This is a genomic window from uncultured Ruminococcus sp., assembly GCF_947301925.1.
Classification (GTDB): Bacteria; Bacillota; Clostridia; order Oscillospirales; family Ruminococcaceae; genus Ruminococcus.
In genome coordinates, this window is record NZ_CAMYUE010000016.1 from 1 (window position 1) to 16,901 (window position 16,901).

Consider the following 16,901-nt stretch of genomic DNA (forward strand, 5'->3'; position numbering starts at 1 on the left):
AAGCGTGGTGACACGTTCAGCTTGCGAGTACTAATCGGTCGAGGGCTTTTCCTTTTTACTTCATCCATTTGAGTTCCGCCTCGCATTACGCTTTATTCCTTCAAAAGTTTTCAAAAAAATTGAAGAAAAGGCTTGACAAGTCACTCTGAATGTGATATAATAGTTAAGCAGTTTGAAATGCACCATTAGCTCAGTTGGTAGAGCAACTGACTCTTAATCAGTGGGTCCTGGGTTCGAGTCCCCGATGGTGCACCAATTTTTTTGGCCCGTTGGTCAAGCGGTTAAGACACCGGCCTCTCACGCCGGTAACACCAGTTCGATTCTGGTACGGGTCACTTATATAGTCGGTGCTTATGGCAATGAGGTCACACCCGTTCCCATTCCGAACACGGAAGTTAAGCTCATTTACGTCGATGATACTTGGCTGGCGACGGCCCGGGAAATTAGATCAGTGCCGACACATATATTCCTCCTTAGCTCAGTCGGTAGAGCACTCGGCTGTTAACCGAGTTGTCGCCCGTTCGAGCCGGGCAGGGGGAGCCAAAAGAGCGTCTGCAACAGCAGGCGCTTTTGTTATATAAAAACGGAAGGCAGCCTGAGCTGCCTTTTTTAATCGAATTTTCCGAGACTTACAAGCTGCGCCGTGAACATCTTGCACTTTGGACAGAAGGTTATGGAGCCTCTTGTCTTGCGCAGCAGAGCTGAGTGACATGAGGGACATTCATGACGGAACTCCACTGACATGGTGAAATCCTGCCTGTTCATATACATCTCCTTGGCTATCTGAACGGAGAACTGCCTGCATTCCATACACTGATACAGCTCAGTATCGCAGTTTATGTATATCTTTTCCCGCTCGTTCTTCATGAGCTGGCGTATGCTTTCGCCGTATTTTCCGTAGAGAGCGGCGCTTCTGAGCTCTTCCTCGGCTTCTTCCGTGCGTTTATGATAGTCCTTGGTCATAGGTCTTCCGCCTGTGAAAAATTCTTCTTCGTAGCCGCATTCGTCGCATTTGTACTTGTATGATGTTCCCATAGTCACCACTCCTTTCGGTTATTTATTCTATATTACCACAGAATGTGGAAAAAATCAAGTATAATATGTTGACATTCGTGACGAAATATGTTATTTGTTCTGTTTTTTCTGAAAAAGGCTTGATTTGGCTTCAGACGGGTGGTATAATATGTACTATATTTTCACGATGAGGTGATACGATGGAGATACGGCACATTACGGAAAATGATGATTTAACCGCTGTCAGGGAGATATATGAGAAGAGCTGGAAGTTCGCATACAGGGATATAGTTCCCATGGAATGGATGGAGAGCATACCAAAGGAAAAATGGGGAGGCAATGTGCTCCACAACGGCAGAACGGAGATAGGCGCTTTTGACGGCGATAAGATCGTTGGTACCGCCAGCTTCGGGCCGTCGCGGTGGGAGGAGTTCGGCAGCTGCGGCGAGATAGTCACTATCTACCTGCTGCCCGATTATATGGGCAGGGGAATAGGCTCTCAGCTTATGAGGGTCTGCATAGAGGAACTGGAGTTCCTCGGCTACAGGGAGATACTGCTGTGGGTGCTGGAGGACAATATAAGGGCAAGACTGTTCTATGAGAGCCACGGCTTCGTTAAGACGGAGCATTATATGGACGATAATTTAGGCGGGAAGCCTCTCCGTGAGGTAATGTATATCCGCAGAATGTGTGAATAAAATATGAACAAAACAGCGCATTTCACGCTAAAAAAATGCATTTCATGCAGGCGGCTTGATTTTTTCTGCTCATTGTATTATTATAGATATGTTGCTTGTGATGAGCAGCAGAGGAAAAAGCTTTAGTTGTACACCCCTTAATAAAAAAATCTCAGAATAAAAACAGTAACATCCTAACCCTAACTATCCCCATGTATGACTAATGCGATTCCTGATTCCACAAAAGGAGATCCCCTCTCCTTTGTGTTTCCTCACCTGAAAAACAGACTCTGCCGCGGGTCTGTTTTTTGCTTTTTATACCGTTTTATCAGCAGAGCACGAGCTCTGCTTTTTTCATTCCCGTGAATTGTTCCACAAAAAAATCCCCCATTGAAAAAAGCGAAAATAAATAATTGTGCGACTTTCATAAACTGCGGCGCGGCGGCTTGTACAAAAGGTAATTCTTTATTTAAAAGGTGGCTTTTCCCTTGATTAATATATATAAATATGATATAATATCATTGGATTATTATACCCTTTTATACCTGTCACTCAAGGAAAGGAGGAGGAATATGACGCCTAAAAAACGAATACTTCTGATAATATCCGCAGGCGTTCTGCTGCTTATCGCGGCCATGTCCGCTATGCTGTCCTCGTCCGACGGTGTGACCAACCGATTCAGGTCGGGCAGGTTCGACATCGTGCTTGAGGAGCCCTCATGGACTCATGACCATACACAGGCAGTGCCCAACGAGGTGCTCCCGAAGGATCCGCAGGTAAGGAACAAGGGAGAAGTCGATTCCTTCGTCTTTCTTGAAGTGGAAGTTCCCTATTACGATGAGCTTGTCACCGAAAGGGAGGACGGTACCGCAGCGGCAAAGAGATCGCTGCCCGTTGTGAAGTTCGTATGCAGCGGCAAGGAGCCTTCGTATGACGGAACAGAGACTGCTGCACAGACCGTAAATGACGGCTGGCTGGAGCTTTCGGACAGTCCCGTCAAGGACGAGGAAAACAAGACCTTTACATATATCTACGCCTATGTAGGCGGAGAAGCTGATTCCATGGAGGTAGTTGCTCCCGACAGCGTTACAGGAAAGCTCTTTGACGGTATAAAGCTCTGTAACGCCCGTGAGTCTGAGGCTGATACCGAGCCCTTTATCGAGAACAAGACCATGAGCGTAAAGGTCAGGGCAAGAGGAATACAGACGGAATACCTGAAATCGACTTCCGAGACCGAGACCGATCCCGAAAAGGTATGGGAAGTTCTTGCAGGCCTCGGGAAAGGCACATGATGGAAGAAAAGAAGCTCTCCGCACCTGTCAGGGTCATAAGGGCGGTATACAATATCCTGGCAACAGCGCTGATAGCTCTCGGAGCGGGGGTGGCGCTGCTCTGGATAGCGGGCATAAGACCCTATGCAGTGGTGTCGGGCTCTATGGAGCCTGAGATCAGTGTGGGCAGCGTCTGCGTCGTCAACCATAACGCTTCGTACAGCAAGATAAAAAAAGGCGATATCATAGCCTTCAGGGCGGGGGAGGACGTGCTTGTCACCCACAGAGCCGTCAGTGTGACGGAGGACGGTATAATCACAAAGGGCGATGCCAATAACACCGAGGACGCCGCTCCCGTAAAAAAGAAGGACTTCGTGGGAAAGACCATGTTCTCAATACCGCTGATAGGATATATCATCACATTCGTACATACGCGGCACGGCCTTATAGCTTCCGCCGCAGTACTTGCGGCATTCATACTCATAGGAGCCGCTATCCCCGACAAAAAGAGGGAAAAGAAAAAATAAACGAAAGGCAGGACTGGCAGATGGATAAGAAAAAGCTCATAGCTGTTTCGGCGGCAGGCATGCTGCTGCTCTTATGCAGTCTTGCCGTTGCCTATTTTACAGATCAGGACACGAAGAACAACGTATTCACTGTGGGAAATGTGGCTCTGGAGCTCAATGAGGAGCACTTCACCGACAAGCAGCTTGCAAGGGCTGACGTAAGGCTGGACAAGGATCCTACCGTGAAGAATACAGGCAAAAACGACGAATATGTCTTCCTTGAGGTCAAGGTACCCAAGGCTGAGGTAACGCTTCTGGACAGCAACGGACAGAAGTTGCCGCCAAAGGCTCTGCATGAGCTGTTCAGCTTCTTCGGAAGCGGCAGCACCACTGTCAGCGGCAGCGATAACTTCGGCTACAACAGCAGCTCCGCTTCGGCAGACGGCTGGGTATTCCTTGAAAAGACCGAGGCCGCCGACGCTGATACCTATGTTTTCGGCTACAGCACAAGGCTCACGGCAGGGGACGAGACCGTCAGCCTTTTCGATAAGTTCGCACTGAGAAAGTTCATCGAGGAGGAAGTGGCAGGCGGGACCATGCTGGAGATACCCGTCAATGCCTACGGCATACAGGCGGACAATATAGACGGCGTGAGCGGACTTCCCGAAAGCGGCAGCCTTACTGCAGCACAGCTCACGGATATATTTGAGATATGCAGAAACAAACAGAACTGAGCGGAGGCAGGATATGAAAAAAAGAAAAGTCTTTACGGGCTCGGCAGTCCTGCTTGCCGTGCTTGCGGCAGCAGGCGGCATAATGGCATATCTCGGAGCTTCCGATGACGCCGGGAATACCGTGGAGGTGGCTCACGACAAGATATCGGTGACGGAGAATTTCCCCAGACCATCCGATCTTGCGGTCAATGCCAATAACTACTATACCAAGGAGGTCGGCGTTGCCAATACGGGCAATGTGGACTGCTATATCAGAGTATATGTGGACTTTCCCGATTCACGCACAGCGGCAGGCTCTTACTATTCCGCCGACGGCACCAACTACTACAGCGCCGTCAGGGACGCGGATATGGCAGGGGATACCACTGAGACGGACGGCGATAATATACTCCACACACAGAGCTTTGTGAATATGCTCAACAGCCGGGACGGCAAGTGGATATTTGTTCCCGACAATGACGACAATGACAGGCTGAAGGGCTATTTTTACTATAAGGATCCTGTTGAGCCGGGTAAAAAGACGGACGATCTTTTTACCGACGTGCTCATAAAAACAGGGGACGCCCCCGAGACCCTCGACCTTGTGGTCTATGCGGAATCGGTGGACAGCGTATATGAGGATAACGGACAGGCAAGGACCTACGGCAGCTATGCCGACGCATGGGAAGCCTTCCTTAACTGATAATCTGTGATCTCTCGGAAAGGGGGGAGAAGATTGACTGCAAACAGAAAGAATGTATTTTTCAGGCTGATAGCTTTGATGCTATGCTTTGCCGTGGCGCTGGGAAGCAGCTCCGTAATGGAAGCTGTCAGAGCCTTTGCCGAGGGCGCGGACGACGAGTCGGAGAAGTATTCCGCCTCCATAACATGGCGTAAGGACGACAACTCGGGAAACGCGGGGAATCCGTATGTCATCAGCGAGTCCGAGAGCAAGCGCGAGTACATATACATGGGTATCAATATCAGGAATACAAGCTCGGTAAACCTTATGCCGGGAGAATTCACGCTGAAGCTGACAGGTCTTGCGGATCTGAAGCGCGGCGGAAAGCTGAAGCTTGTGGAGGACGATCCTGTTTTTTCCGAAAACTGGAGCATCGTCAACACGGGCACTGACGGCAGCAGCTATATTCTTGTGAACAAGAAGCCCATAAACAAGCAGGTCCTCTCTACTCTCCACTGGGAGATAAATGCGCGTGACGCCGTAGCTCTGGAGGAGAACGAGAATGAAGAGCTGGTTCACTTCATGAGGACCATAGAGGCTTCATATGAGGTGAACAGATACAAGAGAGACGATGAGGGCAGATGTCTCGATGAGAACGGCAACGTCATCGGAGATGACGGCTTCCTCAGGGACGGCAGCGGCAGATACGCCTGCATAGGCGACGACGGCAGCCTTTACGGTATCGTCCCCAACGGCAGCGATCCCACCGAAGGACTTCTTGTGGACAGCGACGGCTATTACCGCACCGAAGACGGCGACAGACTTTACTACGACAGCGATGAGGACAAGTATTACAAGGTGGATGGAAACGGCCATATCATCACCATCGGCGGCCAGCCCGTTACAGGTCAGCCCGTTACAGGCTCGGCACAGCAAGGCGAGCCCGTTATGGAGTATGACGGCGAGCCTGTGGATACCAATACTCTCGATATAGATTTCTTCACCGAGCACGATAATGTAACCGTTACCGTTACGGGCAGCGAGGTTGACGCGGTTCAGGCAGAGGATCTCAACAACAGGTATTCATGGTACAACTTCAGGGTACAGGTGGATCAGGAGAAGAAGGCCAGAGGCATACACGACTCCGATCTGTTCATAGCCATCGACCTTCCCGAGGGACTTGACCCTGCGGATATCTCCGTTGTGGACAGCAGGGGAAATCCCGTTACTCTGACAAGACAGGTAGTTGACGGCGTTGAGCGTCTCGGCTTCTATGAGTACAAGAACAGAAACGGCGACATAAACAGCTATAAGACCGATTACCGCGTAGGCGTCCTGAAAACAAAGATAGATCCCGACGACGAGGAGAAGAACAAGATAAGGTTCACCGGCATATCAAGGGTGCTCTTTAACGATGAGAAGGTCTCCGAGATATACAGTGATACCGCCAAGACCACCTATGAGGACACAGGCGAGACCGAGGACGTTACCGTTATAACTGTTCCCGATTACGGCGATCAGTTTTATGATCCCGGCAGGATAGCCTTCTCCAAGAGCAATTCAAAGTATGAGAACAAGAATCATACAGATCCGGGAAACAACACCTCAAAGAAGCTGCTTTCGGGCAACCTCTTCAGCGGTCAGGTCATCACCTTCGATCTCTGCGCCGACATAAAGAAAAATCAGAGAATGAGCGCTCCGTCGAGCCTGGTCACTGTTGCGGACAGGATAAGGGAGGTCATCGAGGGCAATGTTATACCCTCCTCCGAGGCCATACCCGACAGCGTTAAATACGACCTTGTCATAGGCGATGACACTCTCGGTATCGCATACCAATCGGGAGAGACATCAAGGGTGCTTGACAAGGGCGAGTATACTATACTCAATGTGACGATACCTGCGGGCATATACCATGCCAGCGACGCGGAGGACGGCAGCTACAGCACAGGCGACGGCTACAGATATGAGCTGTACGTCAGCACTGACGGCGGCGAGAGCTTTGCCAAGACCGAGGAGGGCTATACCTCCATGAGCAGCAGCCAGACCCTGAACGTCAACGGCGACGCCTTTTATATCGTCATAAAGGATCTGGACAAGATCGTAAACGACAAGCATTTCAAGACAAATGTGAAATTCAGCCTCGACTCCGAAAAGCCCGAGAACGAGATACTTCTCAGGAGCGACAGTACCTTTGAGGATTCGGCTGCAAGGATAGTCAACTACGGCTATATGCAGATGATCTACAGCATTGACGACCAGCTCTACGACCTTGCTGCGGGACATACTCCCTACAGCAATCCCGTCAACGGCAATTCCGCTATAGAGGAAGCTGTAAACGGACGTACTGCCGACCTTGAAAGAGAGGCATACCTCCGCAGGAGCTATTCAAACGTCTTTCTGAGAACAGATGTCACCGCTCTGACGTCAAGGACAGAGTTCACCTCTCTTCTTACCAGAGGAAGACACTGGGACGGCATTTCGCAGGACGATCCGAGCAAATATATGGACAGATGGTTCGGTACGGTTACCACAAAGGGTACTCTTTTATCGGAAAATCCCGGTACACTGAAGAAGTTCACCTTAAAGGCCGTGCTTCCCGAGTACCTTGAGCTGAGGGATCCCTCTTTGCAGTCTATAAAGGATTCGCTGAAATTCAGCGGCACAGACTTCGGAACCAGGGCTCTGTTCGATGCGGGAGTGCTCAGCGGCGAGAACACTTCGTTCAGACTTGCCGAGAATCCCGACGGTACAAAGACCATCGAGATAGACTTCGATTTTTCGGGAAATCCTCTCCTTGCCAGCGCACTCACATCTGTTGAGTTCAGCTATGACGTGTACGTTGAGGACGACAATCCCGCTATTGACAGAGAAAAGCCCTTCAAGGTAACTTCAGGCACATCTCTGCTGGATCAGGGCAGAAAGGTCACTGTGGGTTCAGGCTCAAACAACGGCAGACTCACCGACAGCAGAACAGTATCATCATCAGCCGAGAGCTATATCGGCATTACCGATATAGTAATGAAGACAGAGCTGGACAAGCGGGTAATGACCGAATTCAGCAATGGACTCTATGTTCACAGCTCTCAGGTAAGAGGAAGCACCGATGATATACCATCGGACTATACCTACAGACTGAGTTTCAATATCTTCGGAAGCGAAAACGGCGCCGTAAAGGAAATGGTGCTGGTAGACAGGCTGGAGGATTATATAAAGAACGAGGGCGATTCGGACTCGGGATACAATACCCAGTGGAAGGGCAGCCTCAATTATGTGGATATCGGCGAAGCGCTGGATAAAATGGGTATGCCCTCAGGCGCCATCGTGTACTATACCACCGATGACAGTGCCTACTTCACAAGCAAGAGCGCAGCGGAGGATACCGCAGGCGATATGCTTGCTCATCTTAATACAGCCAATAAGTGGGAGCCCATGGTGTCCTCTGACGGAAGGATATGGACGCTTCCCGAGGGAGTGACAGACGCATACGCCATAGCGGCGGTGCTGCTTACCAGAGATGACCAGCAGGCTCCCATGGAGAGCACAGGCGGCGGATATTTATTCAAATCGGCCATATATGTTAATATGAACGCTCCCGAGGTAAGTGCAGACAATATAAACCGTATGGCGGTAAACCGCTATTCGGCAATGATAACCGTTGACCCGTTCCAGGGGGCTTCCGACGATTACGATTACACCGAAAGCGGCGAGACCTACGTCAAGCTTCTCAACACGCTGAAGATCAGAAAGGTGGATTACTTCAACTATAACAAGGGCCTTATAGGCGCGAAGTTTGAGGTCCTCACCTTTAACGAACCCATCACAAAGGCGGATTATTATGCTGATCCCGAAAGCTTTTCAATTGACGAGATCGGAAATGTTGAGTATACCGTATTCGATGAGGCTTCGTACACCTACAGAAGCGTTGTTCTGGAGCATACAGAGGTGGATCCGAAGGGTATATTAGAGCTTAATCTGCCTCCGGGCTTCTACTTCATACGCGAGGTGGAGACTCCCAGGGGCTACGACGGCGACTGCGACCTCTACTACCTTATCTACTTTGACGATAATGGCAGAGCGGAGCTCATGAATACCTACGATCTCAGAGATACCGAGGACGGACAGGTGCTCAGCCAGTTTGCCAGCGGTTCTGTGCTGGTGGACGACGAGGACGGAGTACAGGGACTCATAAACGTAAAAAACAGGGCAAATACTCACGGAACAGCTGAGTTCACCAAGGTGGACGGCGATACGGGAGAGGTGCTTGAGGGCGCTGAATTCAGGCTGCTGCGCTGCGACGACAGCGGAGAGCTCCAGGAAGTGGGCGTTGCCTATGATAATTCGCTGAAGCAGTACAACTGCGACGAGAACGGAAACGACGCCATAGTATCGGACGAGGAAGGAAAATTCGTTATCGCAGGTCTTGAGGTGGGTACATACTACCTTGAGGAGACAAATGTGCCTGTAGGCTATTCGATGGCCTCCGACCTCATCACATTCCAGGTAAGACTGGGAAATATCGGCGATAACGGTATGGTAGACCTGACCGGAGACGGCCAGATCAAGGACGTATCAGTCATAAAGAACAGTCAGATACGCTCGGAGCTCAGACTTGTAAAGCATGACGAGAACGAGACCGATCAGGAAAAGAACCTTGCAGGTGCAAGATATTCGCTGTATCAGCTGAAGGACATTTCAGAGTTCAGCGATATGGACAGCTATGACGCGCTTCTCGCAGCGGCAAAGTCGGAAATGTACGGCTGGGACGGCAAGAGAGAGCTGACCTACTGGACTAAGACCGACAAGGAGCTCATTACCGATGCATCGGGCTCAGGCACTATAGACGGCGTGCTGTTCGGCACATACTTCCTGTATGAGGAGCTTGCTCCCACAGGCTATAAGAGAAACAACAACAGAAACGGCTATATCAGCAGCGACGCTTATGTAAGCGAGGGTATATTCACTGTGACCGCGGAAAGCGCGGCTGCCCACGCAAATGCAGCCGATAAGACCTTCTCGGTGACTCATAACGACGTCCGCAAGAAGGGCAAGGCGCAGATAAGAAAGCTCAGCGCGGCCGACGGCTCTCCTCTTTCGGGAGCAAGGTTCGCACTGCTGAAAAAGCTGGGAGATACGCAGAATCCTCCTCCGCTGGCCAATTACGATCAGCTGGAGAACAAGGACAGCTACGATACGGTCATCTATCACAGCGGCTCTTACGACTTCGCTACGGACAGCGAGGGCTGGACGCAGGTGATAGACAACCTCGACTGGGGCACATACTACTTCAAGGAGATAGGCGCTCCCATAGGCTTTGAGCTCAGCAATGAGACAAGGGAATTCAGGATAAACTCCAAGACATCGGGCTCTGTGAACCGCGTGTTCATGGACGACGACCCCAGAAGCGGCAGCGCTATGCTGGAGAAGTTCGAGAAGGGCTCTCCCGAAGTGAAGCTTGGCGGAGCTAAGTTCAGGCTGGTGGAGAAGCTTGCGGACGGAAGCACGGGAGTATGCAGCGTCACAAGAGTAAGCGACGGCGTGTATACCATGGCCGAAAGCGGTGCTGCGGGCGCAGTTACCGAGCTCGTCACCGACGCAGAGGGACAGATAAAGGTTGAGGGTATCCCGTGGGGTACCTACGAATTCGTCGAGACCGAGCCTCCGAGAGGCTATGCTGCGGCAGTGGTGGAGAGCTTCACCGTTGACAGGGAGAGCTGTAATTCGCAGATATACTGCAAGTGTGAGGAGCCCAGAGCAAAGGCGAATATCCTCATTGACAAGCTGCTTCCCGAGGGAGTGGACTACTCCGACGCATACGGTGCTCCTACATTCATATACAGGATAACCCAGATAGACAATATGACCGACCGCAATCCTGTTGCCGGCGGTATGAGCTATACGGAGTTCATGAGCTTCAGCGCGGGCGATACCGAGGGTCATACCACGGTATCGGTAGCTCAGGGATGCTACATGATAGAGGAGATAAACGTTTCACGGTATGAGTTCATGCAGCTCAGGACCGTGGGCGGAGATACCAATATCAGCAGCTATTCACCTGCGGCAGGCGTCACACAGACAGCTTCAAGGGTGGCTTACTGCAACCTTGAGGGACGTCCTTCCGATCCTGATTTTGTACCCTGCTACAGAGCCGAGTACAGCAACCGTATAGAACGCTATGACAGACTCAGCCACGTTGCGGCTGCAAATAACAGATTCCCTGCGGCTGAGAGATATATCACAGGTCTGAGGGCTGTATACGACGGCTTCGTGCCCGTTTCGGGAGCAGAGTCGTCAAAGTACAGGATACCTCTTGAGGATATAGTTATAAGCCGCACAGACAACAAGGACATGACAGAGACCCTGACTACCGCGGAGAAGGCTGCTCTCACCTATACGGGCGAGGACGGATACAATGTCTCGGTGGTCGAGATAGACGGCACATATTACCTTGAAGTTCCCAATACAAAGGACTACAGTCTTATGGGAAGGACCGTGACTGTCACCGACAGCGAGTCGGACAGGACGGCGGCGCTTCAGATACGCTATGAGGGTGCAAAGTCGGATATAAAGAAGTACGTTACTCTCAGACAGGACAGCGATAACCGTTCTGTTTTCGGCGAGGGCGAGACATCGGCTGATGTGGTTTTCACTAAGTCGGCAGATGACGGCAGCATAACCAGCAATATGTCTGATCCTGAAAATCAGCTTAATATCATAGCTCAGGGCTACAGGTTCAAGTGCTGGCAGTACGAGGACGAGGACGGTCAGCTCACTGATCTGACGTTCAACAGCGAGGAAGAGATACAGGAGTTCATATTCAGCTCCGAGAACGACGGCACCACCACTTTCACCTTTGTGGCACAGCTGGAGTATGTTCCGAGAACTACTGCAAAATTCCTTGTAGGCAGCAATAACGGATTTGACAACAAGTCAAAGAACCAGAACGGCGCAGATATAAAGAGCAGGATCAACTGGCTCTGCGCAAGAGACGATGACGCAACATATACGTCAAGTCTTGGGCTTGAGCAGAATGGTGTAAGAAACGGCTATCCTATGGACTGGCGTCTGGCTTCGATCCAGCACTGCACCGAGAGCGACTATCAGAGAGATCTTGCAAACGGAGTAATTTACAGAGAAGTATATCTGTCGCCTGCTGTAGGCGCGGCAGACTACGATCCCGAGTATCCTACACCTGTAAAGGGATATACGGTACTCGATCCGGCAACGGATATGTACACACTGTACATATTTACAGAGGGAACAGATTCAAAGATACTGCTGCCTTCAAACTGTAACAGATTGTTCCTGAAGGTAAGAAAGATCAAAGATCTTTCGGGACTTGAATACTGGGACACTTCACAGGTAACTAATATGTACTTTATGTTCAGAAATCTGGGACTTTATTCCAATACGTCAGCGTCTGCTCCTATAGATCTGTCGCCGATCCAGAATTGGGATACCTCAAATGTAACAAATATGGAACAGATCTTCTATAACGATTCAAGAGTTTATCTGACAGGTCTTGATCTCAGCAACTGGGATCTTTCAAATGTAACCAATCTAACCGGTATGATACGAGGAAATACATATATGTCAGATGTTATGTTCGGCGGAGAGCTTACGAAAGTTCAGACTATGAACAACATATTCAATGGAGTTCAGGGACAGTTTGATGTAGCAGCGATCATAAGTGCATGGAAGCTGAAGGGTTCAAGACTGCTGACACAGAGCAGCGGCAACCGTAATACCGGAAGGACAGGAATCGCAGGTACTTATACTACCGCAGACGGCGTTACTGTTACAATAGACAACAATGGAATCATGAGCTTCAGTAATTACTAAATATGATTTTATCCCCTCGGATACCGGGGGGATATTTTTTGCGTAAAAAGGCTGCACCGCGGGGATACCGCAGTGCAGCCTGTATTCGTATGTGCAATTATTATCAATAATAGTAGATGGAGCCGTCCTCAAGGCTCTGGAGAACACTTCCGCAGAGCTCCTTCCACTGTGCTACCTCGGCCTCGTCGTAGGAGATGACCTTCTTAGCCCAGTTGCTGCAGTGTGAGCAGGCATTGGGAGCAGTCTGTCCCTCTTCGAGGATATCGTTTACACAGAGTGAGTTTGCGCAGTTGTTGTTATTGATGAAGTGCTCAAGGAAGCCGTCAAGCTTCTTGTTGTCAACATAGAGCTTGGGCAGGTGCATAGTTCTGCCGTATCTCATCATAGCCTCGGGCTTGAGTCTTTCCATCCATCTCATAATGGGAGCTCCGGGAGGAGGTCCTATAGGAGGCTCGCCGTTAGGACCAGGCTGTGCCCATGGAGGAGGTCCGCCAGCGCCTGTAGCCCATGGAGGAGGTCCGCCTGCACCTGTTGCCCAGGGGGGAGGTCCGCCGGCACCTGTAGCCCAGGGGGGAGGTCCGCCTGCACCTGTTGCCCAAGGGGGAGGTCCGCCTGCACCTGTTGCCCAGGGAGGAGGTCCGCCTGCACCTGTTGCCCAGGGGGGAGGTCCGCCTGCACCTGTTGCCCAGGGAGGAGGTCCGCCTGCGCCTGTAGCCCACGGAGGAGGTCCGCCTGCATTCTCAGCAGCAGGAGCACCGCCCATAGGAGGAGCTGTGATACCATGTGCCTTTGCCCATTCCTCAGGCTCGCCCGGTCTGGGAGGTCTGCCTTCCATTACCCAAGGAGGAGGTCCGCCGGCAGGCATACCTGCGGGAGGTCCGCCTGCGTTCTCAGCAGCGGGAGCACCGCCCATATTAGGAGCACCTGCACCGTTTGCCAGAGGATCCTTTTCGTCGGGACGTGTAGCTATTGTCTTAGCCTGAGGCCAGTTTACGATGTCGAGAAGGTTTCCGTCATAGGACTCTTCCATGTAGCCCTTTACGACTCTGTGGAGGAAGTCTGTAGTTCTTGTTCTGTCGATGAGCTTGATGGAGAAGTTCTTGTTGCCTGTCTCCTCGGCAAGCTCTCTGTAGAAGTGAACGTCCTCGGGACGGATGAACTCTGCTGTGAGTATAGCTGCGGGGTGAGTTACCTTCTTGTATGCGCAGTTAACAAGTGAGTAGTCCATAGAGAACTTGTCGGGATCGGAGTGGCCTACGAAGCAGCCGTGAGCCAGTCTGAAGGGACATTCTCTCAGACAGAGATTGTTAGCGATAACGCGGAGGTGAAGATCTGTATCCTTATACTGAGTAAGGAGCTTTCTGAGCAGATCGAATCTTCTGTTGAAGCCGTGATCGAGAGTGATCTCGTCAACGCCCCAGTTGCGCCAGTATTCAATGTGCTGGATAGTTGTGGGGTAAGCGTAAAGGCCGAGAGTAACGAAAACGTCCTTGAACTCTCTCTTTACATACTTGATGAGGATAGGGGAATTAAGAGTGAAAGCTCTTATACCCAGATCGTACATCTTATGTAAGAAGTCACGGATCTGCTTGCCCACAACGGGGTCGATCTCGTTCTGATCCATTGAAAGAGGATTTATGAGGTAATTGAAAGTGATATCGCGCTTCTTACATTCGTTTACATAATCAGCTAACTGATCTTCGGTAAAGTCAGGAATGATAGAAGCAGTACGGCCTCCGGGGAGTCCGTCGTGTTTCAGCTTTCCGAAGAAACTGGTGATCGCGTGCTTTTTATCATACTGATCTACGAAATCGAAGAGCTTGTAATCAAAATTGCAACCCAGATCAAATGAAATGGAATCCAGATTCATGTGTTTACACATCTCCCTTAAAATAATATAAACAGGGACAATTATACACTTGTATCGTCTTTTGTCGGGTATACGCTTAAAAAGCGGTTATTGTATGTATATTTTTTTCCGTGCGTAAGACCGCGGTTTACATAGTGTCTGACCGCTGAAGTCCCATAAAGAAATTATACCATTTTTTGGCTGAGGTGTCAATATAATCTTATATAGCTTATTGTAAGAGTTAGAGGGGGCGTTTTGTAAAAAACGCCCAATGGGAAGCAGCGGTTTATGTAAAAAACGGCAGATAAAAAGAAAACATATTTTCTTTTTTGAGGAGCTATTGACAAGAGGGAGAACGGGTGATATAATATGATAAGAACGAATGTTCGATAGGAGGCGCAGACCATGGAAAGGACATATATAGCAATAGATCTGAAATCATTTTACGCCTCGGTGGAGTGTGTTGAGCAGGAGCTCGATCCTCTTGACGCCCATCTTGTGGTGGCGGACAGGAGCCGCACCGACAAGACCATATGCCTTGCCGTGTCCCCTGCACTGAAGGCCTGCGGAGTATCGGGCAGGCCGCGGCTTTTCGAGGTCATAGCACAGACGGCCGACATCAATGCCGTGCGCAGATACAAGGCTCCGGGCAGACGTTTCAGCGGCAGCTCCCACCTTGCTTCAGAGCTTGCGGCAGATCCTTCCCTGGAGCTGGACTACGTTGTTGCGCCTCCGCGCATGGCGCTCTATATAGAATACAGCACAAGGATATATCAGATATACCTGAAGTACATCGCTCCCGAGGATATCCATGTTTACTCCATAGACGAGGTATTCATCGACGCTACCGCCTATCTCGCCACCTACGGCATGACGGCTCATGAGCTTGCCATGACCATGATAAGGGACGTTCTGAAAGCCACGGGCATAACCGCCACCGCAGGCATAGGCACGAATATGTACCTGTGCAAGATAGCAATGGACATTGTTGCAAAGAAGATGCCTGCGGACAAGGACGGGGTGCGTATTGCGGAGCTGGACGAGATGTCCTACCGCCGTCTCATGTGGGAGCACCGCCCCCTGACGGACTTCTGGCGCGTGGGGAAGGGGATCGCCCGTCATCTTGAGCACAGCGGCATATTCACCATGGGGGATATCGCCCGTATGTCCACATCGGAGTTCGGGGAAACAGCGCTGTACAAGATGTTCGGCGTTAACGCGGAGCTCCTCATAGATCACGCATGGGGCTGGGAGCCCTGTACCATCGCCGACGTAAAGAGCTACCGTCCCGAGACAAACAGTCTCAGCTCGGGGCAGGTGCTTCAGGAGGCGACGCCCAACGATACGGCGCGGCTAATAACATGGGAAATGGCGGATATGATGTCCCTTGACCTTGTGGGGAAGGGACTGGTTACGGATCAGCTCACCCTTACCATAGGCTATGACGTGGAGAATCTCCGCAGGGAGGACATACGGCGGAGCTACGAGGGCAGGGTGACTCTCGACCACTACGGCAGGGCTGTGCCCGTACACGCTCACGGCACCATAAATCTGACAGCTCCCGTGTCCTCCGCAAAGCTTATCACCGGGGCGGCTGTGGCGCTGTTTGACCGTATCACAGACGGGCTGCTGCTGGTGCGCAGGATAACCATATGCGCAAACAGGGTGGTGCCCGAGAAGTCGGCGCGGGAGGAGTGCCGTCAGCTTGATCTGTTTACCGATCCCGAGGAGCAGGAGCGCCGTATCAGAGCCGAGGAAGCCGCATTGCGGCGCGAGAAGAACCTGCAGCTTGCCATGCTGAGAATGAAGGAGCGCTACGGGAAGAACGCGGTGCTCCGCGGCACCAATTTCTGCGAGGGCGCAACAGGACGGTCAAGGAACCGCCAGATAGGCGGACACAGAGCATAGGGAACAGGAGGTTTCGTCATGGCAGACAACTATAACGATATAATAAATATGCCCCACCATGTATCGAGGACGCGGGCGCAGATGCCGCGGCGCAGCCGTGCCGCCCAGTTCGCCCCCTTTGCGGCGCTTACGGGCTATGAGGACGCTGTTGACGAGTCCGCACGCCGTACCGACACCAGGGCGGAGCTCTGCGAGGACGATGTGGCGGAGCTGAACAAAAAAATACAGCTCATAGGGGCGCGTATCGCCTCTGAGCCGTACTGCGAGGTCACATATTTCGTCCCCGACAGGCATAAGGCCGGAGGAGCATATATCACTGTATCGGGGAATGTCCGATTTATAGAGGAGGCCTCGCGGCAGCTGGTGTTCTGCGGCGGCAGGCGCATACCCCTTGACGATATAGTGAAGATATCCCTGTAAAGAGCAACAGCCCTACCCCCGC

General features: G+C 51.2%; 10 protein-coding genes, 3 tRNA genes and 1 rRNA gene. 12 read left to right on the plus strand and 2 right to left on the minus strand.

Features of this window, described 5'->3' with window-relative positions; translation table 11 throughout:
- Nucleotides 1-179 precede the first annotated feature (179 nt).
- The 4 genes from Q0Y65_RS13325 (at nt 180) to Q0Y65_RS13340 (ending at nt 543) form a co-directional block, all read left to right on the plus strand.
- Nucleotides 180-255 (plus strand) — tRNA-Lys (locus Q0Y65_RS13325).
- An 8-nt stretch (nt 256-263) separates the two neighbouring features.
- Nucleotides 264-335, plus strand: a tRNA-Glu gene (locus Q0Y65_RS13330).
- 8 nt (nt 336-343) lie between these two features.
- Nucleotides 344-460, plus strand: a 5S ribosomal RNA gene (gene rrf, locus Q0Y65_RS13335).
- Between the two features lie 7 nt (nt 461-467).
- Nucleotides 468-543, plus strand: a tRNA-Asn gene (locus Q0Y65_RS13340).
- Nucleotides 544-609: 66 nt separating this feature from the next.
- Here the strand turns inward: Q0Y65_RS13340 and Q0Y65_RS13345 are convergent.
- On the minus strand, nt 610-1,035 hold the full coding sequence (locus Q0Y65_RS13345; RefSeq protein WP_297960754.1) for a hypothetical protein: 426 nt from the start codon (nt 1,033-1,035) through the stop codon (nt 610-612).
- A 179-nt stretch (nt 1,036-1,214) separates the two neighbouring features.
- Here Q0Y65_RS13345 and Q0Y65_RS13350 point away from each other — a divergent pair, with 179 nt between their 5' ends.
- The 6 genes from Q0Y65_RS13350 to Q0Y65_RS13375 all read left to right on the plus strand — a co-directional run bounded on the left by Q0Y65_RS13350 (nt 1,215) and on the right by Q0Y65_RS13375 (nt 12,702).
- Entirely contained in the window at nt 1,215-1,712 is a 498-nt protein-coding gene (locus Q0Y65_RS13350) for a GNAT family N-acetyltransferase (RefSeq protein WP_297960757.1), read from the plus strand.
- Between the two features lie 551 nt (nt 1,713-2,263).
- Entirely contained in the window at nt 2,264-2,983 is a 720-nt protein-coding gene (locus Q0Y65_RS13355; protein WP_297960760.1) for a hypothetical protein, read from the plus strand.
- On the plus strand, nt 2,983-3,489 hold the full coding sequence (locus Q0Y65_RS13360; protein ID WP_297960763.1) for a signal peptidase I: 507 nt from the start codon (nt 2,983-2,985) through the stop codon (nt 3,487-3,489). Before Q0Y65_RS13355 ends, Q0Y65_RS13360 begins: the two co-directional genes overlap by 1 nt.
- 20 nt (nt 3,490-3,509) lie before the next feature.
- Nucleotides 3,510-4,202, plus strand: a complete 693-nt coding sequence (locus tag Q0Y65_RS13365; RefSeq protein ID WP_297960766.1) for a SipW-dependent-type signal peptide-containing protein — start codon at nt 3,510-3,512, stop codon at nt 4,200-4,202.
- 13 nt (nt 4,203-4,215) lie between these two features.
- Nucleotides 4,216-4,884, plus strand: a complete 669-nt coding sequence (locus tag Q0Y65_RS13370) for a hypothetical protein (protein ID WP_297960768.1) — start codon at nt 4,216-4,218, stop codon at nt 4,882-4,884.
- Between the two features lie 33 nt (nt 4,885-4,917).
- Entirely contained in the window at nt 4,918-12,702 is a 7,785-nt protein-coding gene (locus tag Q0Y65_RS13375) for a SpaA isopeptide-forming pilin-related protein (protein WP_297960771.1), read from the plus strand.
- Between the two features lie 103 nt (nt 12,703-12,805).
- On the opposite strand, the gene Q0Y65_RS13380 is transcribed toward Q0Y65_RS13375, so the two are convergent.
- Nucleotides 12,806-14,572 carry a hypothetical protein gene (locus Q0Y65_RS13380; protein ID WP_297960773.1) on the minus strand — a complete coding sequence of 589 codons (1,767 nt, stop codon included), beginning with the start codon at nt 14,570-14,572 and terminating at the stop codon, nt 12,806-12,808.
- A gap of 384 nt (nt 14,573-14,956) precedes the next feature.
- Between Q0Y65_RS13380 and Q0Y65_RS13385 the strand changes: the two genes are divergently transcribed.
- Together Q0Y65_RS13385 and Q0Y65_RS13390 are read left to right on the plus strand one after the other, a co-directional pair.
- Nucleotides 14,957-16,459 (plus strand): DNA methylase, encoded by a 1,503-nt coding sequence (locus Q0Y65_RS13385; RefSeq protein ID WP_297960776.1) that lies wholly within the window; start codon nt 14,957-14,959, stop codon nt 16,457-16,459.
- A gap of 18 nt (nt 16,460-16,477) precedes the next feature.
- The gene (locus Q0Y65_RS13390; RefSeq protein ID WP_297960779.1) at nt 16,478-16,879 is read left to right on the plus strand and encodes a hypothetical protein; all 402 of its coding nucleotides are present in this window, start codon (nt 16,478-16,480) and stop codon (nt 16,877-16,879) included.
- Nucleotides 16,880-16,901: the final 22 nt, after the last annotated feature.